This is a genomic window from Dialister sp. (genome assembly GCF_036343215.1).
Taxonomy (GTDB): domain Bacteria; phylum Bacillota; class Negativicutes; order Veillonellales; family Dialisteraceae; genus Dialister.
On sequence record NZ_JAZASU010000019.1, the window covers coordinates 1 to 23827 of the forward strand.

Annotated in this window: 14 protein-coding genes, 1 pseudogene and 4 riboswitches; of the genes and pseudogenes, 10 read left to right on the top strand and 5 right to left on the bottom strand. The window is 50.0% G+C overall.

Annotated elements, in window-relative coordinates:
- The first annotated feature begins 424 nt into the window (after positions 1-424).
- Positions 425-1624: a GDSL-type esterase/lipase family protein gene (locus VZT47_RS05045; protein WP_330223884.1), complete on the top strand. Its 1200-nt coding sequence runs from the start codon at positions 425-427 to the stop codon at positions 1622-1624.
- Positions 1625-2201: 577 nt separating this feature from the next.
- Here the strand turns inward: VZT47_RS05045 and VZT47_RS05050 are convergent.
- Complete coding sequence (locus VZT47_RS05050) at positions 2202-2984, bottom strand: ZIP family metal transporter (protein WP_330223885.1); 783 nt, start codon at positions 2982-2984, stop codon at positions 2202-2204.
- Positions 2985-3746: 762 nt separating this feature from the next.
- Positions 3747-3822: riboswitch (glycine riboswitch) on the top strand.
- A riboswitch (glycine riboswitch) is annotated at positions 3823-3919 on the top strand.
- A 109-nt stretch (positions 3920-4028) separates the two neighbouring features.
- Here VZT47_RS05050 and VZT47_RS05055 point away from each other — a divergent pair.
- Together VZT47_RS05055 and VZT47_RS05060 are read left to right on the top strand one after the other, a co-directional pair.
- Positions 4029-5441: an alanine/glycine:cation symporter family protein gene (locus tag VZT47_RS05055; RefSeq protein ID WP_330223886.1), complete on the top strand. Its 1413-nt coding sequence runs from the start codon at positions 4029-4031 to the stop codon at positions 5439-5441.
- Positions 5442-5877: 436 nt separating this feature from the next.
- Positions 5878-5984, top strand: a riboswitch (glycine riboswitch).
- A 134-nt stretch (positions 5985-6118) separates the two neighbouring features.
- Entirely contained in the window at positions 6119-7567 is a 1449-nt protein-coding gene (locus tag VZT47_RS05060) for an alanine/glycine:cation symporter family protein (protein ID WP_330223887.1), read from the top strand.
- Between the two features lie 711 nt (positions 7568-8278).
- Here the strand turns inward: VZT47_RS05060 and VZT47_RS05065 are convergent.
- The 4 genes from VZT47_RS05065 to VZT47_RS05080 form a co-directional block, all read right to left on the bottom strand.
- On the bottom strand, positions 8279-9640 hold the full coding sequence (locus tag VZT47_RS05065; protein WP_330223888.1) for a threonine/serine ThrE exporter family protein: 1362 nt from the start codon (positions 9638-9640) through the stop codon (positions 8279-8281).
- 430 nt (positions 9641-10070) lie between these two features.
- Complete coding sequence (locus VZT47_RS05070) at positions 10071-10943, bottom strand: hypothetical protein (protein WP_330223889.1); 873 nt, start codon at positions 10941-10943, stop codon at positions 10071-10073.
- Positions 10944-11343: 400 nt separating this feature from the next.
- Complete coding sequence (locus VZT47_RS05075; RefSeq protein WP_330223890.1) at positions 11344-11541, bottom strand: hypothetical protein; 198 nt, start codon at positions 11539-11541, stop codon at positions 11344-11346.
- Positions 11525-12238, bottom strand: coding sequence for a hypothetical protein (locus VZT47_RS05080; RefSeq protein ID WP_330223891.1), 714 nt, complete (start codon positions 12236-12238; stop codon positions 11525-11527). Before VZT47_RS05080 ends, VZT47_RS05075 begins: the two co-directional genes overlap by 17 nt.
- 523 nt (positions 12239-12761) lie before the next feature.
- On the opposite strand from VZT47_RS05080, the gene VZT47_RS05085 reads away from it, so the two are divergent.
- The 7 genes and pseudogenes from VZT47_RS05085 to VZT47_RS05115 all read left to right on the top strand — a co-directional run bounded on the left by VZT47_RS05085 (position 12762) and on the right by VZT47_RS05115 (position 23590).
- Positions 12762-14159: an alanine/glycine:cation symporter family protein gene (locus tag VZT47_RS05085; protein ID WP_330223892.1), complete on the top strand. Its 1398-nt coding sequence runs from the start codon at positions 12762-12764 to the stop codon at positions 14157-14159.
- Between the two features lie 368 nt (positions 14160-14527).
- Positions 14528-15727, top strand: a complete 1200-nt coding sequence (locus VZT47_RS05090; RefSeq protein ID WP_330223893.1) for a dicarboxylate/amino acid:cation symporter — start codon at positions 14528-14530, stop codon at positions 15725-15727.
- 195 nt (positions 15728-15922) lie between these two features.
- A riboswitch (glycine riboswitch) is annotated at positions 15923-16012 on the top strand.
- Between the two features lie 109 nt (positions 16013-16121).
- Positions 16122-17506: pseudogene (locus VZT47_RS05095) on the top strand (alanine/glycine:cation symporter family protein).
- 636 nt (positions 17507-18142) lie between these two features.
- Positions 18143-18583 (top strand): DUF1934 domain-containing protein, encoded by a 441-nt coding sequence (locus VZT47_RS05100; protein ID WP_330223894.1) that lies wholly within the window; start codon positions 18143-18145, stop codon positions 18581-18583.
- Entirely contained in the window at positions 18573-20240 is a 1668-nt protein-coding gene (argS, locus tag VZT47_RS05105) for an arginine--tRNA ligase (RefSeq protein WP_330223895.1), read from the top strand. The genes VZT47_RS05100 and argS overlap by 11 nt, the downstream gene beginning before the upstream one ends.
- Before the next feature lie 43 nt (positions 20241-20283).
- Complete coding sequence (locus VZT47_RS05110; RefSeq protein WP_330223896.1) at positions 20284-21903, top strand: CTP synthase; 1620 nt, start codon at positions 20284-20286, stop codon at positions 21901-21903.
- Between the two features lie 490 nt (positions 21904-22393).
- The gene (locus tag VZT47_RS05115) at positions 22394-23590 is read left to right on the top strand and encodes an ATP-binding protein (RefSeq protein WP_330223897.1); all 1197 of its coding nucleotides are present in this window, start codon (positions 22394-22396) and stop codon (positions 23588-23590) included.
- Positions 23591-23827: the final 237 nt, after the last annotated feature.

Genomic DNA, 23827 nt, shown 5'->3' on the forward strand with positions numbered 1-23827 from the left:
ATATTTTTTCCATTGTGTCAAGCTTTCCGCGCATTAAAATTTAAAATTAATAAATTAAAAAGCGTATCCTGCTGGATACGCTAAAATGGGGTTATGTAATTGTCTGTTTTTAGGAGTAAATCCTTAAGTGTGTGCCATTACCAAGAGTTGGGAGGGTGGCTGAGCGAAGCGAAGCCGGGTGGGTTCTCCACCGTTCTTTCAACCTCGCCTGTGTACATTCCCCATATAAATTTGTCAGCGCATCAGCGCTGACACCTTCCCGCACCCCGCACCCCGCACCCCGCACCCCGCACCCCGCACCCCGCACCCCGAAATCTCGATGAAGTCTCTATCGGTCCATGTCCGGGACAGGGCTAATTCCCGAATACCGATAGAGACTCAGGCCATTGTATTTGACAGAAGTCTCAAACAAACGGAGTCAATCATGAAGATTTCCAAAGTACTCATTCCCCTGGCTCTATCCCTCTTTGCTTCAGAAGCTGCCGGGGCCACAGACCTTCTTTATCTCCACTGGACCCCCAACTGGGATGCAGTGAAATACGATCTCACCCTTTCAAGCAGTGACTTTTTCCACAGTACCGTCCGTCATCAGACCGTATACATGAGTGACGTGCTGCTGCCGGAATTTTATGTGAAAAAGATCCATGACTGGAGCTGGCAGGCCCGGCCTCTCGATTTCGACGGCAATCCCATCGGCCCGGTGAGCCCGATGAAACCTTTGAAGGGGCCGGGGAAAATCATTCCCAGAAATGCGCCCCTTCCCCGGCACGATGTGAGCCATATCCGCGGGGGCACCCTTCTGTATCCGGTCTATTCCTATGTGGGAAATCCCGGTATTTCCTCCTATGAAATCGAAGTCCTTTCGGATTATCCGGAAAATGTGAACGGCACGGCCCGTTCCATATACCATATAGGAGGCGGAGATTTCCCGTATACCGATTTCTACGATGAACCGCCAAGGTTTGGCACCTGGTACTGGCGGGTCCGGGGAAAAGATGAAAATGGAAATCCCGTGGGTGAGTGGAGCCTGCCCCAGAGACGGTCTCTTTCCACGGAAGGCTGGACCATCGGCCTTTTCGGTGATTCCATCACCCATGGCGGAGGAAGGGTTTCCTACGGACCAAACGATCTGGCCTACAGTTACGGGTACTATCTGGATTTCGATACCATCAACCTTTCCAATTCCGGGGATACTTCGGAAACCATGGTGGAACGGTTTGAACGGGATGTCCTTCCCTTCCATCTGAAATACCTGCTCATCCTGGGAGGCACAAACAGCCTTCGCGGAGGGGTTCCGGCGGAAGAAGTGATTGGAAACCTTTCCGCCATCGAGCAGAAATGCAGAAACCATGGCATCGTCCCCATCCTTCTCACCCTGCCTCCTATCAATCCGGCAAGTATAGAGAAAACCTTTCAGGAACCCACCGAAGGAAACTGGCAGGAAGCCCTCGCAAAAGTCAATGCCTGGATCCGTACCCGGTCCCATATCGATATCGCTTCCGCCTTCGATGAAACGAAACCCATGCCCGTGGACTATGCTCTGGATGGATTACACGGAGACGTACGGGCCAAAAAACTGATGGCTGCGGTCATTAATGCCCATATAAGGGAATTTGTGAAATGAACGGGAATTCAGCCCTGAACGTGGCCTGGAGGATTCCTGTCCGGCGTGCGGTAACGGGAAGTCAGCCCTGTGCGCAGCCTGGAGGATTTTTAGCCAGGCGGGCGGGGTTGATTCATTGATGTTTACCCGGAGAAGTTGATTCTCCGGCTTTTTCAGTGGGAAATAAATTGTAAGTGAATATTGCGAACCGGGAGCTTTTTAATTCAGCTGCTGAAAAATGGTATTCCATCCGATTATTCACCCAATTGTGACCAACCCTGTGAATTCTTGTGAAAAACTCCTGTTCGAAGAATGAAATTTACACGATATTGACAAAGAAATTTAATCACAGCGATTCACAAGAATGTTATTCACAGTTTTGTGAATATGTGAAGTGCGATATGAGGTCATCATTCATGGATTCAGGCAGGTCAATCGCTGTCATGATAAAAGGACTTTCAAATCAGGAAATTGCCATTTCTCTGATTTCCGATGACCGGAATCCATGTCCGTCAGCCGGAGGATAAAGGTTGACAATTTCTTAATTTCCTATCAGAAAAGCCCGCTTTCCGAGCGGGCTTTTTGCTTGCTGCTGTGATTACCCCAATGCCACATCCAGAGTCATCATAATGATAAATCCGACGGCATAGGCAATAGTGCCTACATTTGAATGAGGTTCCTCGGACATTTCCGGAATCAATTCTTCTACTACCACATACATCATGGCTCCGGCGGCAAGGGATAAAAGATATGGCATAAGAGGTACGATGAGGGCAGTCAAAAGGATGGTAATCACTCCCCCGACAGGTTCTACAGCACCTGAGAGAACACCCATGACAAAAGATTTCGTTCTGGATTCACCGGCCGACCGGAGAGGCAGGGAAATAATGGCTCCTTCCGGGAAATTCTGGATGGCGATGCCGATGGAAAGGGCCATGGCGGAAGCCAGGGTAATATCTCCGTGACCGGAAGCAAAACCGGCTAAAACGACTCCGACTGCCATGCCTTCCGGAATGTTATGGAGAGTGACTGCCAGGACAAGCATCGTTGTCCGGGCTAAATGACTTTTCGGACCTTCCGGATCATGGGCGCCCATGTGAAGATGAGGAATCACATGGTCCAGGAAAAGGAGGAAAGCCATGCCCAGGGCAAAACCGATGGCAGAAGGCAGGAAAGCCATTTTTCCCAAAGGCTCCGATTCCTCCAGTGCCGGAATCAGTAATGACCAGATGGAAGCGGCTACCATGACTCCTGCCGCAAAACCCGTCAGGGCCCGCTGCACCTCCCGGTGAAGTTCGCCGGACATAAAGAGGCAGGTGGCCGCCCCCAGGCTGGTCCCCAGAAATGGAATGAGGAGACCCATTGCAAGAATTGTATCCATAGTAAAACTCCTTTATATGCTTTATCTTATGGTATAGACTGTTTATCCTCATTTGTCAATTTCTACCTGAAAACCATAATGAATTGGAATGCTTTTGAAACGGGAATTTCGGGAATTATTTCGGGAGTCTCGGGACTGTCGGGGTGGTGGCGGCCTGATTGCCGCCAATTATTTATGGGGATTCTGCACAGGCAGGTTTGAAAAGCCCGTACAGCAGGAAGGAATTGGAAATTTGGGATTGAGACCCAGGCACAATAAAAATGGTTTGAGACAATCGGTACTACACGCGCGGCCGGGAATACGCCTGGTCCCTCGTCTGATGATGCATTTTCAAGCGAGGTCGGGAATGCAGGTGCATGTCGTAAGTGTAGAGTCACTGACTGCACAGAACCCTGCCTTAACAACGAACAATGAAAAACGGACCGCGGATCACGAACAACGAAGAACGAAGAACGAAGAACGAATATCTCACATGCCTCTATCCCTTCCCGTCTCTCTGCTGCACAATATCTGATTTCCAACTCCGCTTCCGGACCACGGACCACGAACCACGGACCACGAACAACGAAGAACGAAGAACGAAGAACGAACAACGAATATCTCCTATGCCTCTACCCCTTCCCGATTCCATGATACGCAATATCTTGTATTTCCTTTACGTCTCTAAAGCCATAACATTAGAAAAAGATTAAATATCGCGTTTTACTATTGCATTTCTGAAAAACAAGACCTATAATTCAAGCATCAAATTCATATTGGTGGATGAAATTTGTGGGAGAAAACCACTGGTTTGCCGAAGGAGCAACACTCTCAGGCGTCGAAAGACAGGTACCGCAAATGGACACACTCTGGAGAGTCTCTACAAATAGAGCGCCGAAGGTGTAAGGAAGGAATTTATTTCCCAATCTCTCAGGCAAAAGGACAGAGAAAGCAACGTCACACTGAATGTGTCCGTTAAAGGTAGACAATGCCGGCTTCCAGAGTAATTTTTTATGATGGGCCGGCTTTTTTGTGACTATATTTTTCGGAGGGCGTTGTACAAAAATGGATTTGAATTACATGGATTTGCTGAATTCGGTTGATAGTTTTATCTGGGGGCCGCCGCTCCTGGTCCTTCTCGTAGGGACAGGCATTCTCCTCACCTTCAGGCTGAAGCTTCTGCAGGTTTTCAAACTGCCGAAGGCTCTGGCACTGATCTTCAAGGCACAGAATGCGGGAAGCGGTGATATTGATTCTTTCAAGGCTCTCTGCACAGCCCTTTCTGCAACCGTAGGGACCGGAAATATCGTAGGCGTGGCGACAGCCATCGCAGCGGGTGGTCCGGGAGCCATCTTCTGGATGTGGATGGCCGCATTCTTCGGAATGGCTACGAAATATGCGGAAGGTCTTCTGGCCGTCAAGTACCGTGAAGTGGACGACAAAGGCGAAATCGCCGGTGGTCCGATGTTCTACATCAAAAACGGTATGGGTCCGAAGTACAAATGGCTGGGCACACTTTTCGCCATCTTCGGCGTACTGGTTGCTTACTTCGGTATCGGAACCTTCGCCCAGGTGAATTCCATTGTGGATATCACAAAGATGACGACAGGCCTGGATCCCATTTGGACCTGTGCGATCCTCACCATCCTGGTCGCAGCTATCACTCTCGGAGGTCTTCAGTCCATTGCAGCTGCCGCTTCGAAAATCGTTCCGGCTATGGCTGTGATTTACTTCATTTCTACAGTTGGTGTACTTATCTATTTTGCAGATCAGATTCCTGCTGCTGTTGAAACCATTATTTCCAATGCATTCACAGGCACAGCTACTGCCGGCGGTTTCCTCGGATCCACGGTAATGCTGGCTATGAGAAGCGGTATCGCAAGAGGCGTTTTCTCCAATGAATCCGGCCTTGGCAGTGCCCCGATCGTAGCAGCCGCAGCAAAGACCAAGTGGCCTGCTGAACAGGGTCTGATTTCCATGACCGGTACCTTCATTGATACCATCATCATTTGTACGCTGACAGGTCTGACCATCGTCGTATCCGGCGAATGGCTGAACGGCCTGAACGGCGCAGCTCTTACCAATGCAGCTTTCAAAGATGCATTCCCCGCATTCGGCGGCTATATGCTGATGATCGGTCTGGTGCTCTTCGCTTTCACCACCATCCTCGGATGGAACTACTACGGTGAAAGGTGCATGATTTACCTCTGCGGCACCAAAGGAATTCTTCCTTACAGAATCGTCTTCATCATCCTCGTCGCAAGCGGCGCATTCCTGAAACTCGAAGCCATCTGGGTTCTGGCGGATATCGTCAACGGACTCATGGCTATACCTAACCTGATTGCCTTGCTGGCACTCTCCGGCGTGGTGGTTCGTGAAACACAGAAATATTTCGATCACCTGGCTACCGGCAAAGACTACGAAGAATACGTAGATGCAGATCCGGCAAAGGAAGCAAAGTCCGAAATTTCAGATTAAAGAAATAGAGAGGGCTTCAATCAGGGCATACACTTACATATTATTTCCGGGAAGCGGGGTTTTTCCCATTTTCCTCCTTTCCGGATTAATATGACACCCCATCCGGCGCAGGGCACCCTGATGAAGAAGCCCTCCTAAACTGATTCTTCAGGGTCTGCCGGGCTCCGGGAGTTATCCCCAGAAAATAGCTCCCGGAGCGGAGGCCCTACTTTTAAAAAGGGAGAATAATAACATAGTATAGGATCGGGCGGCAGCCCGTGAATATAGCCGTCACTGCACGGCAGATGTCCGAAGGGGGAATTCAGATCTGTTCCCGGAGGTCATCGGAAAAGCAGCAACAGAATATGTGGTTGATGTACGCTGAAAAATGACGGCGAAAGCCGCTGCCGAAGGAGTAACACTATCAGGCGTCCAGAATGGACACGAAACTGCGTACGGACACAACTCTGGAGAGTCCCGCGAAAGGCGGGCGCCGAAGGTGTTAAGAGATTTCATACCCGTAGAAATCTCGAATCTCTCAGGCAAAAGGACAGGGCTGGCAAAGGGTAACACCCGATATGCATGGATGCATACATACATGAACCGCCAGCCTCAGTATTTCCTTAGAAAAGAAAGCCTGAGTGCGGCGGTTTTTTTGTAGGATAGAAATTACGGGGAAAATAAGGGGGATATTTATTATGGACATGGCAGCAATCAATGCAGTTGTCAACGAGATTGACAGCTTTGTGTGGGGGCCGGTAATGCTGGTACTCCTCGTAGGTACAGGGGCATTCCTCACATTTTATCTGAAATTCAGAACATGGCGCAACTTACCGTACGCTATCTCAAGCGTACTTTCTAAAGAAGCCCGCACCACCAAGCGTGGTACCGGCGATGTTTCTCCATTCTCCGCACTGTGCACCGCTCTGGCAGCAACCATCGGTACCGGCAATATCGTTGGTGTCGCAACGGCAATGTTCTCCGGCGGCCCGGGCGCCCTGGTATGGATGTGGATTTCCGCATGCTTCGGACTTACTTCCAAATTCGCCGAATGTATGCTGGCTATTAAATACCGTGAAGTGAACGCAAAGGGCGAAATGAAAGGCGGCCCGATGTTCACTATGAAGAACGCTTTCAAGAATAAGACTCTTGGCGCTGTCATGGGCTTCCTCTTCGCACTCTTCGCAGTAATCGCTTCCTTCGGTATCGGCAACATGACCCAGGCAAACTCCATTGTCGGTGCAGTCAAGACCCTCTGGGGTACTCCTGAAGAAATCTGCGGCGTTGTTCTCACCGTTCTTTCTCTTATCATCATCGTCGGTGGTATTAAGACTATTTCCAAAGTTTCTTCTGTAGTCGTTCCGGGCATGGCAGTCTTCTACATCATTGCAGGCCTCATCTGCATCGTTATGAATATCCAGAATGTACCGCACGGCCTCTACCTGATCTTCACCATGGCATTTGATCCGCAGGCAATTGGCGGCGGCGTACTTGGTACTATCACAGTTTCCGTTATGAATGCTATGCGTTACGGCGTTGCCCGTGGCTGCTTCTCCAATGAAGCCGGCCTGGGTTCTGCCGCAATCACTGCAGCCGCAGCTACCACTGATGACCCGGTTCGTCAGGGCTATATCAATATGACCGGTACTTTCTGGGATACCATCGTTGTCTGCTCCATCACCGGTATTACCATTGCAGCATCCGGCGTCCTCGGCACTGTAGGTGCTGACGGCAAGCCTCTGAAAGGTATCGCCCTCACCATGGCAGCTTTCTCCACTGAACTTGGCGTAGTTGGTCAGTATCTTGTAGGTATCGGCATCATCCTCTTCGCATTCTCCACCATCCTCGGCTGGGAATATCACGGTGAAAAAGCATGGGAATACCTCTTCGGCACCCATAAGTACAATATGATTTACAGAGTTGCCTTCTCCCTGGTTGTTTATGTCGGCGCTACCCAGACCCTCGACCTGGTTTGGAACCTCTCCGATATTGCAAACGCTCTGATGGCAATTCCGAACCTGATCTCCCTGCTCATCCTTGCTCCTGTGATCAAGGAAGAAGTGGAAAGATTCCAGGTTGTTCTTGAAAAAGAAAAAGCTGAAAAAGCACTGGCAGCTAAAGAAAGCAAAGCAAATGCCAAAGCTTGATTCAAAGCAGATGCTTAAAACTCTATATCGGGACGCATCGGTTGGATGTGTCCGGGTGTGACTGACTGAACGCGTGGAAAACGCAGGGTTAGAGATTTCGACGGATCACCTTCCGCTAATACCTCCAGTCAATCGGATGGACCAATGTCCGGAAGCCCGGGATGAAGTCTCCAACCCCTCCATATCGTTGTCCCCCCTCACTACTTCGGTAGTGAGCCACAACCCCTATCCTGCTCCTCTGAATTCCGGCAGGATAGGGGATATTTTTATGTGCTTTCACTGTCAGGGACTACGGTTTGAGACTATATCGGTATTCGGGACTTAGCCCTGTTATGGATATGGACCGTTTCTGCCTTTAGCGAGATTTCGGGGTTCGGGATGCGGGGGTCGGGAGGCTGCTGCGGCTGGAGGTCATTTTTATGTGGGATTTCCAAAACAAAAGCCGGTTTACTTAAATTGATTTGAGTCAAATGAATTTAAGTAAACCGCTTTTTTAGTATATAAGCTATTTAAAATAAAATTAATGCCCTTACAGGATTTGAATACTATTGTGATTTTCCGGACTGGTTTCAAGTGAATGGGATCGTAATGGGATCAAATCGCGAATCATGAGACACGAAAGTATCAGAATTGAGTTGAATGCGGCATGTCGTCATGAGGTTAATTCCCAAAAGTGGAATGAGACTCTGCATATAGTTTCCGGCCAATTATTCAATTCCGCCAGGTCCCGCGGTCCAGATTGGCGGCGTCTTTGAGAGAGGCATCGATTCCTCTCCCTCCGAGGACTTTCTGGAGGGATTTTCGCCGTTTCCTGTCTATGTACTGATGACCGATGACATCGGGAAGGAGGGCTCCTACGGAAATGCCGATTAAAGTCAACATCGCTTCTACTCCGCTCTGGATAGCCATGAGGAGAGAAAGGAGATCCATATTGTGGATATTAATGAGACCGAAAAGAAAGCGGTATAAAAGGACTCCCGGGATGAGGGGAATAATGGCGGGAATATTCAGGATGAAAATGGGTGCATGAAGGTACCTGGACATGCTGAAATACACAAGGGAAAGAAGAGCTGCACCGAAGAAGGAAGCTCCTGCCATGGACATATGGTATTCCACCATGAGGAGATTCCTGGCATCTACCGTGATGACGGCGCCCAGGCAGGCGAGAAAAATATACCGTTTCGGTACATTGAAAAGAATGGAGAAACAGGCGGAACCAAGTGCTGCGGCCAGGGCCTGGGCTATATAGAGACTTTCCGGAGATACTGGGACTTCCGTGAAACTGGGGACATCGGTAATAGCGACAGCTCCTGCAATTCCCATAGTCATAGCCAGAAGGATGAGAAGGGTATGGGTGATTCGGCACATGCCGTAAATCAGGTAATTATTCAGGAAATCATCGACTGCATTAATCAGAGGGACGCCCGGCACCAGGGTCAATGCGCAGGCGGCCATGGGAAGAAATGTGGAATGGTGTCCCGGAAGGAATGTGGAGAAAAATGCTGCCAGAGTGGAAGCAAAGGCAGAAGCGGCAATGACGATATAGCCATTCATTTCCAGCTTTGTGCATCCCCACTTTATAATAGCTCCCGTCATGGCTGCCAGTGTGGTATAAAAACCATCATAGAAATTGCCGCCGAAAATAGTGCAGAAAGCGGCCGACGCCAGACCGATGGCAATGATTACGATCCATTCCGGGTAAAGCCTTTCATCACTGTGACGGACCAGGTAATCCAGGCTGCCTGAAAAGGTTTCAGGAGGAATCCGGTTGGCCAGGGCAGACCAGCTCATACGGCTCGTTTTCAGGACTGTTTCCATATTCACTCCATGGCGGAAACATTTCCGGAACATGGTATAGTCATGTTCTCCATCGGTCACATTGATCATGATGGTGGAATAGGTGGTATGGATAAGCACATCCTGCCAGTAGATGCCCAGGTATGCCGCAGTACGAAGCATATCCCGGACCACTCTTTTCGTGGAGGAACCGTTTTCCATCATCAGCTGCCCTGTATCCAGGATAAGCTTCATTTTCTCGCGAAGCGTTAAAGAATTCGTATTGATTTTAGTCAAAGCTGAAAGTCCTTTCTATAAATAAAATCAAGGGAGCCGGGCACAGGGGACATGAAAACGATGTCAAACAAAAAGGGGTCAGGGATCAGAGAAGTGCGGCGCAAAAAATCTGAAGGCACCGCGGACGGGGATGTGAAAAATTCCTGATACCGTCTGGCTGAGCAGAAAACCTTTCAAGGTACGCATGAGGAATCCTTCCCGACGCCTTACAGCCACAGCAGCTGAAATCTAATTATATTTCTAAATCTATTAAATGTTAAATATCCATATTTCATATATTATATATCTGGAAATAAAAATGTGTATTAAAGAGCCCACCTGCAGGAAAAACAGACTATCCTGCAGGTGAAACATAAAAATCATATGAATTGACATATAAAAAACCGCCTCTTTTTTGAGAGACGGTTTTACCTGTAACGGATCATTTCTTTCAGAATCTCGTACTGTTTATGAAATCGATATAACTCTCATACCGGCTGATAATCTCATAATCATGGAGGGGGAAACATTCACTGACCCAGCGGATCAGAAGCCAGGCACAGCCGATAAAAACGAGAAACTGCAGAATCCGGTGGATGAGGGAGTAAGTCTTTGATTTCCTTACCCAGTGGTCATTCAGGCTGTAAGCGCTTTCATAAATCCAGTGGTAATAAAAAACGAGGTAGGCCACTATGCCCATTCCCATCAGGGTCAGACGGAAGCCTCCGATATGGGGCAGCACAATCCTGTTGAACCAGCGGATGGGATCATAGATGGCAAAGAACATTTCCCTGGGGCTCATCATGATGCCCATGTAGGTGTAATGGGTAAGGAAGATGAAGGCATTAAAAGAGAAAAACGCGATGGGGATGAGACAGATGAAGGCGGCCAGTTTCCGCCCTACCACCACTTTGCTGATGACATTCATGACAAAGAAGATGAAAAGCAGTGAGGCTACGGAGGTCAGGAAATAAGGGGAAAGGTGATTCAGCCGGGCTGCGGAAATGCCATTCCGCGCATGAATCAGGACGTATGGAAATATGAGGGTCCAGCCAAAGAAAGGCAGATATCCGATGCGCCAGAAAGGATGCAGGAGACTCTTCCCCGTGGTCAGTTCCGTGAGGAAGATGAGGATCAGGCATTCTACGGCATTCCGTCCGAACCGGGACCAGTTGTCATGCCCCCGTATGCCCAGGTAGCGATAATAGAGCAGAATGAAGACCATGAGGATGAAAGCACTCAAAAAGTAGAAGGCGATTTCCCTTGCGGTATTCTCCCTCCACCAGTCGTAGAACTTTTCCCTTTCTTCCTGCCACAGAAGCATGGTATCCTCCCCAAAACAGCAGATTTTGCCGATATACTATCAATTTAAGTATAAATTGCGACGGGATTTCGGGCAAGGGGGAAAATAAATTGATTTCCTGTCATGGACCGGGAATTGGCCTGCCAATATTGGTTTGAGACGCTGCGGCTTCCTGATCCGGACCTATATCGCGGCCGTAATATCGCCTGACGACAGAGGCCCGGAGCTTTTGATGCGCTCCGGAGCGAACCGTGATCGTCATGGGGAATTTTGTCTGAGGATAAAGACCTGACAGTGCAGCAGTTTTTCTGCCGGGTGACATTCCCGCGTGGCAGAATCCGGCCCGGGGATAAGAATGAAGCGTGAGCGGCAGTACGACTGAACGGCTGACTTGCTCAGGGATCGGCCTTCCGCTCTGGGCTTAATGAATGGAAATATTTCTGCCGGAGACGGGCCGGGACCTGCGGGATTGCAGGGATTTGAAGCAATCCGACCGGAAACCGGGGGCTCCGGTATTTTTACTGTCCCCTTTCCCATTGAAAAGAGCCGGTTCCCTGCGGAACCGGCCCGGATTTTCAATCACTTCGGGATAAGAATCAGCCTTATCCCAGGAGGTCATACAGTTTCCTCACTGAATCGATATCTTTCATACGGAAGGGGGAGAGTTTTTGGGTAAGCCAGCCGATGAGGCTGTGTTTTTTGAGGAAACGGCGGGCTTCTTCGATCGTTTCTTCCCCGCCATTTTCCTTGTATCCTCTCATGAGGGCACGGATACGGTCTTTTTCTTCGTCATAGTTTTCCCGGTAGACTCCCTGCATGAGAAGGAGGAAATCGATGGCTTTCTGTTCTTCTTTATCTTGTGAGTAAAGCCGGTTCTCCCAGTCCAGAAAGGTCAGTTTTCCGTCTTTCCAGGTGATATCCCGAAGGGCCGGGCGGCCATGGACGATGCCGGAGGCATGAAGGGAGGCCAGGGCCTGTCCTGTCTCTTCGAGAAGATTCTCTTTTTCCCACTCCGTTTCCCTGGAATCCAGCCACTTTTTCAGGGTAGGGCCGCCGTCTTTTGTGACCATGTAGTCCGAAGTCAACACTTCGATGGGGGCAATCAGTTCCGGATGGGCCTGCCCCGCGATGGTCATGCGGGCTATTTCATAATAAAATTCCTTCTCCACGGAATATTTCACCAGCTGGTTTCTTCCGTTTGAAAGCTTTCTCTTAATCCAGTATTTTTCATCACCCAGTTTAAAACTGATGATCCTTTTCTTCGGATTTTCACGGATCATCTGCTCCGCCATCCGCCTGATTTCTTCCTCTTCCATAATGGCTCCTCTGCCGGGCAGTCCCGGACTGATTGAACACACTCATATTGTATCAGACTTGTAAAGCCTCTGTAAGGGGGAAGTATGCAATATGCGGGATTTGCCTTCGGATAGGGACTTGGAGCGTTTGAGGCAAATAGGCTTTGAACCATTGGCGGAATGGGGGAAATTGCCTGCGGATAGGGACTTGGGGCGTTTGAGGCAGTTCGGCTTCGAACCATTGTCGTGATGGGGAATTTGCCTTTGGATAGGGACTTGGAGCGTTAGAGGCAAATCGGCCGGGAGCGTTGTCGTGATGGGGGAATTGCCTTCGGATAGGGACTTGGGCGTTAGAGGCAGTTCGGCCGGGAGGGTTTTCGTGATGGGGGATTTAGCCTGCGGATGGAGGCGGTCTTGCAGGGTTGGTTTTTGCTGACATCAGCGGCTGAGGGGGGCCTGTATCCTTTTTTCTTGTTCTTATATTTCCAGACCGTGTATAATAAAAGGGATATGAGCGCGATGTGATTCAGGGGGAGGTGAGGACATGGAGCTGGCGGCTTTGAACGGACTGGATGCCATTGACCGGGTCATCTGGGGACCTTTGATGCTCTGCCTTCTGGTGGGGACCGGGATTTATCTGACTTTTACTCTCCGTTTCCTTCCCTGGCGGCACCTGCCATCGGCTTTGAAGCAGGCTTTTTCGAAGCCCTCCTTTGTGAAAAAGAAAGGGGCCGGCGATGTTTCTCCTTTTGCCGCCCTTATGACGGCTCTGGCGGGAACGATTGGTACGGGAAATATTGTGGGGGTGGCGACAGCCATGTTTGCCGGCGGTCCGGGAGCCCTGGTATGGATGTGGATTTCCGCCCTTTTTGGTCTCTCCACCCGTTACTCTGAATGTCTCCTTGCTTTCAAGTACCGCGAAGTGAACGGGAAAGGGGAAATCAAGGGCGGACCCATGTTTACCATGAAAAACGGCATCAGAAATCATACCCTGGGTCTCGTGATGGGTACCCTTTTTGCCTTTTTCACGGTCATCGCCTCCTTCGGTCTTGGAAATATGGCCCAGGCCAATTCCATTACCACCGCTCTGGAATCCTCTTTTGGGGCAAACCCCACGGAAGCAGGGGTAGTCCTTATGATTCTGACTATTATTATCGTGGTGGGAGGAATTACTTCTATTTCCAGGGTATCTTCCGTCATCGTTCCTGCCATGGCTATTTTTTACATTTTCGCGGGACTGCTCTGTCTTTGCCTGAACTATAGAAATATTCCTCACGGACTCTACCTCATTTTCATGATGGCTTTTGATCCCTCTGCTGTTTCCGGCGGAGTGGTGGGGACTATGACCGTATCTGTCATGAATGCCATGCGCTACGGGATTTCCCGGGGTTGTTTTTCCAATGAAGCGGGGCTCGGTTCTACGGCTATTTCTGCGGCTGCTTCAGCTACGGATGAACCGGCGCGGCAGGGTTATATTTCCATGACCGGTACTTTCATCGATACCCTCGTAGTCTGCTCCATTACAGGTCTTGTCATTGCCTCTTCCGGTGTCCTGGGCATGGCAGGTCCTGACGGAAATCCGCTGACCGGGGTTTCCCTCACCATGGCGGCTTTTTCTTCCCATCTGGGACACATGGGACAATCCATCGTCACCATCGGCATCATCCTTTTTGCCTACTCCACCATCCTGGGCTGGGAATACAATGGGGAAAAGGCCTGGGAATATCTTCTGGGAACTTATAAATATAACATTATATATCGGTCTGTTTTTTCCATCATTGTCTTTGCCGGTGCCACCATGTCCCTTGATTTCGTGTGGAACCTTTCGGATATCGCCAATGCCCTCATGGCCATCCCCAATCTCATTTCCCTCCTCATGCTGGCTCCGGTGATCCGGGAGGAAGCGTTCACTTTTGAGAGGGAACAGAGACTGAAGAAATAAAAACGATGCCCCTTCGTCATGATTTCCGTGGGATGGGAGTATAATCACTGCACCATCTTTTGAATTGACAGAAATGATCAAGTGATCAGTCAAAGAGACCCGCATCTTTGGATGGCGGGTCTTTTTATACACGCCCCTTCCCTTTTTATGCCATGCCGGTTTCTGCGGCCCCGCTTTGTATGCTGTCTGCCAACAGTTCGTAAAAACTATATATTCCATAAATTATAATTTACAGACTATAACCCATATGAATTATAAATTATTTAATTCATAGTTATATATGAAAGCATGAATCATTTCATAATTCTATTGGTCAATCTGCATACATTTCACTATAATAAAGGCAAAATTAGAAAGGGGGAGATGGTATGAATCTTTCTGTACAAATATTCCTGTCCCTGGTGCTCTCCGTCATCGTAGGGCTTCTATTGGGAGATGGGTCCGTGGGACCTGTGAAGACCTGGATTGCCCCGATTGGCTCCATGTTTATCAGTCTCATCAAAATGATGATCGTCCCGGTCGTTTTCTGTTCCCTGGTGGTCGGCATGACTTCCATGGGGGATATGAAAAAACTGGGCCGCATCGGGGTGAAGACTCTGGCTGTTTATCTCGTTACTACGGCTATCGCCATTGCCATCGGATTTGTGGTGGCAGGAATCGTTCAGCCCGGAATCGGGATGGCTCTTCCGACGGCAGCTGCTCCTAAAGTGAAAGAAGCACCTACGATCATGCAGGTTTTCCTCAATATGATCCCGTCGAATCCGATTGCTTCCATGGCCAAGGCGGACATCCTGCCGATTATCATCTTTGCTCTCTTCGTTGGGGCCGGCATCATTTCCCTGGGCGGCAAGAAAGCGGATATCCTCATCGGTTTCTTTGACGCTTCCGCAGAAGTCTGCTATCGCATCATCGGAATGATCATGAAGATTGCCCCCCTCGGTGTTTTCTGCCTCCTCATGCCCGTGGTCGTCCAGAATGGACCGAAAGTCCTTCTGCCCCTCATTTCCGTCATCATCTGTATGGCTGTGGGGAGCGTCATTCATGCCGTCTGCATTTATTCATCCATTGCCGGAATTGCTGCTCGTATGAGCCCCCTGACTTTCTTCCGGGGCATGTCGGAAGCCATGGCCATCGCTTTCACTACCTGCTCTTCCGCAGGTACCCTGCCGGTCAATATGAAAAATGTGCAGACCAAGCTGGGCGTACGCCGGGATATCGCATCTTTCGTACTTCCTTTGGGGGCTACCATCAATATGGACGGCACGGCCCTTTACATGGGTATCTGCTCTCTCTTCATTGCCAACGTCTATGGCATCCCGCTCACCATGGATCAGATGATGATGATCATCCTGACCGGTACTCTTGCCTCCATCGGTACGGCAGGCGTCCCGGGAGGCGGCCTCATTATGCTGGCCATGGTTCTCCAGTCCGTCGGACTTCCGATGGAAGGTCTGGCCCTGGTTGCCGGAATCGACAGAGTCCTCGATATGTTCCGTACCTGCCTTAATATCACCGGTGATGCTGCCGTAGCTGTAGCTATCAATGCGACTGAAAAGGATAAGGAATAAGGCCGCCTTTCTACAGGAAATAATAAATCAGGCATACGATTTTAGAACAAGTAAAAAATACTATTGTATATTTCAATTGATTTGTGTATAATAGCCATATCAATTGAATCACGCTGGATGACGCATACGGAAAAAGACGAAAGTCTGCCGAAGGAGTAACACTATCAGGCGTTCCATGAACACGAAACTGTATGCCGACAGATCTCTGGAGAGCCCCGAAATCGGGCGCCGAAGGTGACAAGACGAAAGTCGAAATCTCTCAGGCAAAAGGACAGAGCTGGTGGATCACCGCCGGCTCTGTTTTTATTTCTTCAGGGCCGGCGGTTTTTATTGAAAGATGGGAAGGATTTTCTTCCGGGGGGAAGGAAAATCTTCGAAAACGGGAGGAATTCACATGTTAACAGATGTATTGAATCAGATCGACAGCATTGTCTGGGGTCCCTGGCTCCTGGTGCTGCTGGTGGGGACCGGCGTTTATCTCTCCATCCGTCTGGGCTTCCTGCAGGTCATGAAACTTCCCCGGGCGCTGAAACTCATTTTCTTTGCCCGGAACAAGGGGGAAGGGGATATCGATTCCTTCAAAGCCCTTTGTACGGCCCTTGCGGCGACTGTTGGTACAGGAAATATTGTAGGCGTGGCGACGGCCATCAAACTCGGGGGCCCCGGAGCCCTTTTCTGGATGTGGCTCGCTGCCTTTTTCGGCATGGCTACGAAATATGCGGAAGGGTGCCTTGCCGTCAAATTCCGTGACGTCGATGCCAATGGAAATATTTCCGGCGGTCCTATGTACTACATCGAAATGGGCCTTGGAAAAAATGGAAACCTCTGGCTGTGGCTTTCTCCCTTTTCGGCGTCATGACAGCTATGCTGGGAAGCGGGACTACGACCCAGATGAATGCCATTATTTCCTCCGTCTATGCAGGATTTGGCGTTTCCACCTATATTACCTGCGCCATCATTACTATTCTGGTAGCCATCATCACTTTCGGAGGGCTCCAGTCTATTTCCAATACGGCTTCCAAAATCGTTCCGGCCATGGCAGTAATTTACTTTGTCCTCACCGTCATTTTCCTTGGAATGAATGCAGGAGAACTCCCGAGAGCCATAGGAGAAGTCATTGAAGGAGCCTTTAATGGGACTGCGGCCGTGGGCGGATTTGCAGGAGCCACCATCATGCTGACTCTCCGGAGCGGTATCGCCAGAGGACTTTACTCCAATGAATCCGGCCTTGGTTCTGCGCCAATTGTTGCCGCAGCAGCCAAAACAAAATGGCCCGCCGAACAGGGACTCATTTCCATGACCGGTACTTTCATCGATACCATTATTATCTGCACCCTGACCGGACTCACCATTATCGTATCCGGCGTATGGATGGGACCGGAAAACGGCGCAGCCATGACCCAGTCCGCCTTTGCCACCAGCTATGGCCGGATGGCGCCATACATCCTTACCATTTCCCTGACCCTTTTTGCTTTCACCACCATCATCGGCTGGAACTATTATGGCGAACGGTGCTGGGCATATCTCTTCGGTACGAAAACCATTAAACTGTACCGCATCGGTTACATCATCATCCTGGCCTCTGCAGTCTTCATCAAACTCGAAGCCATTTGGGCCCTGGCAGATATTGTAAATGGCCTCATGGCCATCCCGAACCTCATCGCCCTCCTCGGACTCTCCGGAATCATCGTGGAAGAAACAAAGAAATACTTCTCCCATCTGGAAATCCGCGATGCCAAGCTGAAAGCCTATAAAGCAAGAAGAATCGGAAAGAAATAATTGAAATCAACCTCTCGGTCCATAGGGGCCGGGAGGCTTTTATTTTGAAGTTCATAGTTATCATTTCTCAGCGAACCGTGAAGGCAGACGCCCTCTTTTATATGAGGAAATACACCCCGCACCATGAAACCGGTACAGGCAGACCAATTTCCTCTTACAAAAATACCCGGAATCGGAAAGCCGCAAAAGCATCAAGTCGAAATCGGCAGGCAACCCTCGCAAGACCCGGCCGGTCCGCGGCAAAATGCCACAATCCATTCAAGTCCAAACCGGCAGGCGAATCCCCGCAAGACCCGACCGGTTCCCGGGCAAAAATGCCCCAATTCATTCAAGCCAACAGCGGAAGGCTATCCTCGCAAGACCCGACTGATTCCTGGTGAAAGTGCCGCAAAACCTTCAAGTCAGAAGCGGCAGGCAAAATCCCGCAAGACCCGGCCGGTTCCGAGCTAAAGTGCCACAATCCGCTCAAGTCAGAATCGGCAGGCAGATTTCAAGTGTCAGCCGGATTGTTTCATTGCCTATGCTGTATATAAGTGTTATAATATCGTCTGTTGTTTTAAAAGAAAGTTCTCTGAAAAGGGCCCTTTCTATGGTATAATAATATAGATATTTTATAGACGGGAATGGGGTGGAATTTTGGAGAAACATGTCATTATCAGCGTCACTTCGCTGCAGCGGGATGAGGACGGGAAAGACGAAAAAATTTCCCTGGAAACCCCCGGTCTTTACGGCGAAGAAGGGGACATGAAGTACGTCACCTACAAAGAAACGAAGCTGGCCGGCATGGAAGGGACCACCACCACACTCCGAATGTATGAGGACCGGGTCGACCTGATCCGGGAAGGCTCTTTCACCCAGAATCAGTTTTATCGGGTAGGCGAGAAATCGCGCTCCGCATTCCGCACGCCCATGGGGGACCTGGAAGTCCTGGTGACGACCCGGGAACTCGTGAATTCCATCGAAAAGGGAGAGGGAGAAATGCGCCTTTCCTACGACGTGGAGCTGAAAGGCCTCTTTACCCATTTGAATCAGATTATTGTCAATGTTCGGGAGGATCCGGAATTTCATGGAAGTTAGAGAAGAATTAAAGGAAATCATTGAAAAAGCCAAAGATGCAGCAATCGAAGCCGGAGAACTTCCGGAAGGCAGCTATGCTCCTGTCCAGCGTCTGGAAGTGCCGAAGGAAAAAGAATTCGGCGATTACTCCACCAATGCAGCCATGCAGTGGGCAAGGACCGCACATCGTGCGCCCCGCCTCATTGCCCAGGCTATCGTGAAGCATCTGGATACCCCGCTCGTAGCAAAGACGGAAATCGCCGGTGCCGGCTTTATCAATTTCTTCCTTGCCAAAGATACGGTCTACACAGAACTGAAACATATCCTCGCTGCCGGCCCCTCCTATGGGGACCTGCCAAAGACGCAGGAAGATAAAATCCTCGTGGAATACGTTTCCGCCAACCCCACAGGCCTCCTTCATATCGGCCATGCAAGAGGCGCAGCCTACGGCTCTGCCATGATCAATCTGCTCCGCGCCGCAGGCTATGATGTACTTTCCGAATATTATGTGAACGATGCAGGCAGCCAGATCGATCATCTGGCCGAATCCATCAATGCCCGTTACCTCCAGCTTTGTGGAATGGATGCAGAAGTTCCGGAAGATGGCTACCACGGAGCCGATATCATTGATACCGCCCGCCATATCCTGGAAAAAGACGGTAAGAAATACCTGGATATGGACGAAAAAGACCGGATCACCGCCTTCAAAGACATAGGCCTTAAGGAAAAACTGGCAGACCTGAAAAAAGACCTGCACGAATTCAATGTGGATTTTGACAACTGGTTCTCCGAACGGTCCCTCTATCCGGACCAGGTGGATGCAGCCCTCAAAATCCTCAAAGATGAAGACAATATGTATGAAAAAGACGGTGCCCTCTGGCTCCGTACCACGAAAAACGGGGATGACAAAGACCGCGTAGTCATCCGTACCAATGGCGTACCCACCTATTTCTGCTCCGACATCGCCTATGTAGGAAATAAGATTCGCAGAGGCTACAATAAACTCATCGATATCTGGGGCGCAGACCACCATGGATACATCATCCGTCTGAAAACGGCCATGAAATTCCTGGGTTACAACCCCGATGACTTTGAAATCATGCTCCTCCAGATGGTTACTCTCCTTCGGGACGGACAGCCCGTGAAGATGAGCAAACGGACCGGCCAGGCAGTCACCCTCCGGGAACTGATGGACGAAGTCGGCACCGATGCAGCCCGTTATTTCTTCTGCGCAAGGACCCTGGACTCCCAGATGGATTTCGATATCGACCTGGCAAAGAAACAGTCCGCCGACAACCCGGTTTACTACATCCAGTATGCGAATGCCCGCATTCATTCCCTCTTCCGTCAGGCAGAAGAAGCCAAAGTGACCTGGGATCCTGCCTTCAAAGGCGTGGACTTCACCAGGCTCACCGAAGAATGCGAACTGGACCTCATTAAAAAGATGGAAAACTACCATCAGCTCATTGCAGGAGCCGCTGCAGAAAGAGCACCCCAGCGCATCGCTAAATACGCCTATGAACTGGCAGCCCTCTTCCATCACTTCTATAGAGCCTGCCGGATCCTCAATGTGGAACCGGAAGTCACCCAGGCCAGACTGGGCCTCATCACAGCCGTTCAGTACATCCTGGTCCATGCCCTGAATATCCTCGGCATCTCGGCACCTGATCATATGTAAGAAATACTATTTCCTTATTTCCACCCTATCCAAAGGAGGTCCCATGACTAAATACATCTTCGTAACAGGCGGCGTCGTTTCTTCCCTGGGCAAAGGCATCACTGCCGCATCCCTGGGCAGACTCCTCAAAAACAGAGGCTACAAAGTCACCATCCAGAAATTTGATCCCTACATCAATATCGACCCCGGAACCATGAGCCCATACCAGCACGGCGAAGTATTCGTTACCGATGATGGAGCAGAAACAGACCTGGACCTCGGCCATTATGAACGATTCATCGATGAAAACCTCTCCAAAGCATCGAACGTGACCACCGGCAAAATCTACCAGTCCGTCATCAATAAAGAAAGAAAAGGCGAATACCTGGGCTCCACCATCCAGGTCATTCCCCATATTACCAACGAAATCAAAGAAAGAGTCCTCCGGGTCGGCCGGAATGACAATGCAGATATCGTCATCACCGAAATCGGCGGTACCGTAGGGGATATCGAATCCCTGCCCTTCCTCGAAGCCATCCGTCAGGTCAAAAAAGACCTACCGAACAGAAATGACGTCATTTATATCCACGTCACCCTCGTACCCTACATCGAAGCAGCAGACGAACTGAAATCCAAACCCACCCAGCACTCCGTCAAAGAACTCCGCTCCATTGGTATCCAGCCGGATATCATCGTATGCCGCACCGTCAAAGCCCTGCCGGATGACATGAAACGGAAAATCGCCCTCTTCTGCGACGTAGAAAAAGAAGCAGTCATCAATAACCTCACCGCTGCCTCCATTTACGAAGTACCCCTCCTTCTCCAGCAGGAAAGACTGGACCGCATCGTACTCAATAAACTGGGACTCGAAGACAAACCCTGCGACATGGAAGACTGGAAAGAAATGGTCCATCGCATCCTCAATGCAAAAGACGAAGTCAATATCGGTCTCGTAGGGAAATACGTCCAACTCCATGACGCCTACCTCTCCGTATGCGAAGCCCTGTCCCATGCAGGCTACGCCTTCGGCAAAAAAGTCAAAATCCACTGGATCAACTCCGAAAAACTGGAAGAAGAAAAACCGGACCTCGATGAAGTCTTCAAGAATATTGACGGCGTAGTCATCCCCGGAGGCTTTGGATACCGCGGAGTCGAAGGAAAAATCGATACCGCCGGCTACTGCAGAACCCATGGCATCCCATTCCTCGGACTCTGCCTTGGCATGCAGTGTGCCGTCATCGAATACGCAAGAAACGCCTGCGGCCTTGAAGGAGCCAACTCCTCCGAATTCGACGAAAAGACCCCATACCCCGTTATCGACCTCATGCCAGACCAGGAAGACGTCACAGAAAAAGGCGGCACCATGCGCCTTGGCCTCTATCCCTGCAAACTGGCAGAAGGCACAAAGACAAGAGAACTCTATGGAAACCAGGAAATCGTATACGAACGCCATCGCCATAGATACGAAGTATCCAACGATCTCCGTCCCCAGCTCGAAAAAGCAGGCCTCACCATCAGCGGCACCTCCCCTGACGGACGCCTCGTAGAAACCATCGAACTCAAAGACCACCCCTTCTTCGTAGCCACCCAGGCACACCCAGAATTCAAGAGCCGCCCGAACCGGCCGCATCCCCTCTTCTACGGACTCGTCAAAGCAGCTATCGCCCATAAAGAAGGGAAATAATCATTCCTTTGGAAATAGAAAACCCCGCCCATTCGGGCGGGGTTTTGTGTTGGGGGAAACTCTCTGATTCAAAAACCTTTGAATCGGGGATGATCGGGAATGTCGGGGATGATCGGGGCTATCGGGAAGGAGGCGGCCTGACGGCCGCGGAGTATATATGGGGATTTTGCACAGGCGATGCTGAAATACCCGTAAATGTCGAAACGGTCAGGCCCCCCGAACAGCCTCCCCGAAGTTCGGGGAGGTGTCGCCGCAGGCGACGGAGGGGCTGTACTCTCGTACAAGTCGAAAGTGAGCTGAAAGGTAAACTCATCCCGGGGGGCTCCGCGCAGCGGTGGGGGGCTGTACGCTCATACAAGACGAAAATGAGAAAAAAGATTCACGAGTTGGCTTCCCCCCAGTGAAGCTGGCCCGAAGGGCCTGAAAGGGCAGGGGATGCCCTTCACTTTCAAAACTTTAAATTTTTTCAACTTTCGAAAGTGAAGATGCCATGACCCGTATAGAAAGACCCCTCTATCTGGAGAGGCTGAAAGCGCTCCGGGGCAAACCGGATATCAAAGTCATCACGGGAGTGAGACGCTGCGGCAAATCGGAACTCCTGAAATCCTATATTTCCTACCTTCAGGAAGCGGACCCCGAAGGAAACATCATGTACATAGACCTCATGGACCTGGAAAACGAAGAACTGCAGGAATACCATGCCCTCTACCGGTACTTTATTTCCAGAACAAAACCGGGAGTCCACAACTACGTCTTTGTCGATGAAGTCCAGCTGTGCAGAAACTTCGAAAAAGCCATCAACAGCCTCCATGCCAAAGGCACCTGCGATATTTACATCACCGGCTCCAATGCCTTCATGCTCTCCAGCGACCTCGCCACCCTCTTTACAGGCCGATACCTTGAAATCCATGTATTGCCCTTCAGCTTTGCCGAATACCGCGCATACCACAAAGATCAGGACCTGGACGAAAGCTTTGAGAAATACACCCTTCAGGGAGGCATGGCAGGCTCCTACATCTACGAAAAAGAACAAGACCGGAACGGCTATATCACAGGCATCTTCGATACCATCATCACGAGAGACCTCCGGAAGAAATATGGACTCCGGGATGACTCCGTCCTCCTCAAGACAGCGGACTACCTTCTGGACAACACAGGAAATCTCATCTCCCCCAACAAAATCGCAGACACCCTCACCAGCAGCCAGACCAAAACAAACCACGTCACCGTTTCTAACTACATAGAATACCTCTGTCGATCCTTCCTTTTCTATCGCATGCAGCGATACGACATCAAAGGAAAGAAATACCTGAATACCATCGAGAAATACTACATGGTCGATGCAGGCTTCCGCTTTGCCCGCCTGGGGAAACGAAACATGGACTACGGCAGACTCTATGAAAACATGGCAGCCCTCGAACTCCTCCGCCGGGGATATCGCGTCTACGTAGGAAAACTCTATCAGAAAGAGATAGACTTCGTTGCCATGGACGATCAGAAGAAAATCTACATCCAGGTCAGTGGCGACATCACCTCCCCGGAAACCATGAAACGGGAAATAGCCCCCCTCCTCTCCATCCGCGATGCCTACCCCAAATGGATCCTCGCCCATACCGGGCATCCCGCCTATGATTACGAAGGAATACACATCATGGACATCGCCCGATGGCTCGCCGGAGAAGAATGAAATACAGGAAATATAACTTATCCATCTCCTTTTCAAAAACTATTGGATCGGGAATGACGGACTTCGGACTTCGGATTTCGGACTTCGGGAAGGAGTGCTATAATTTACCCAAGATTAAATAAATTCAAAAACTGACTACCCCAAATTAAATAGATGGAAATTCGAGAACGACGCCAAAAGAGAAATGCTAAAATCATGTTAAGCATTAGTTTTTGACATAGAAAGGAAGATCTAAAC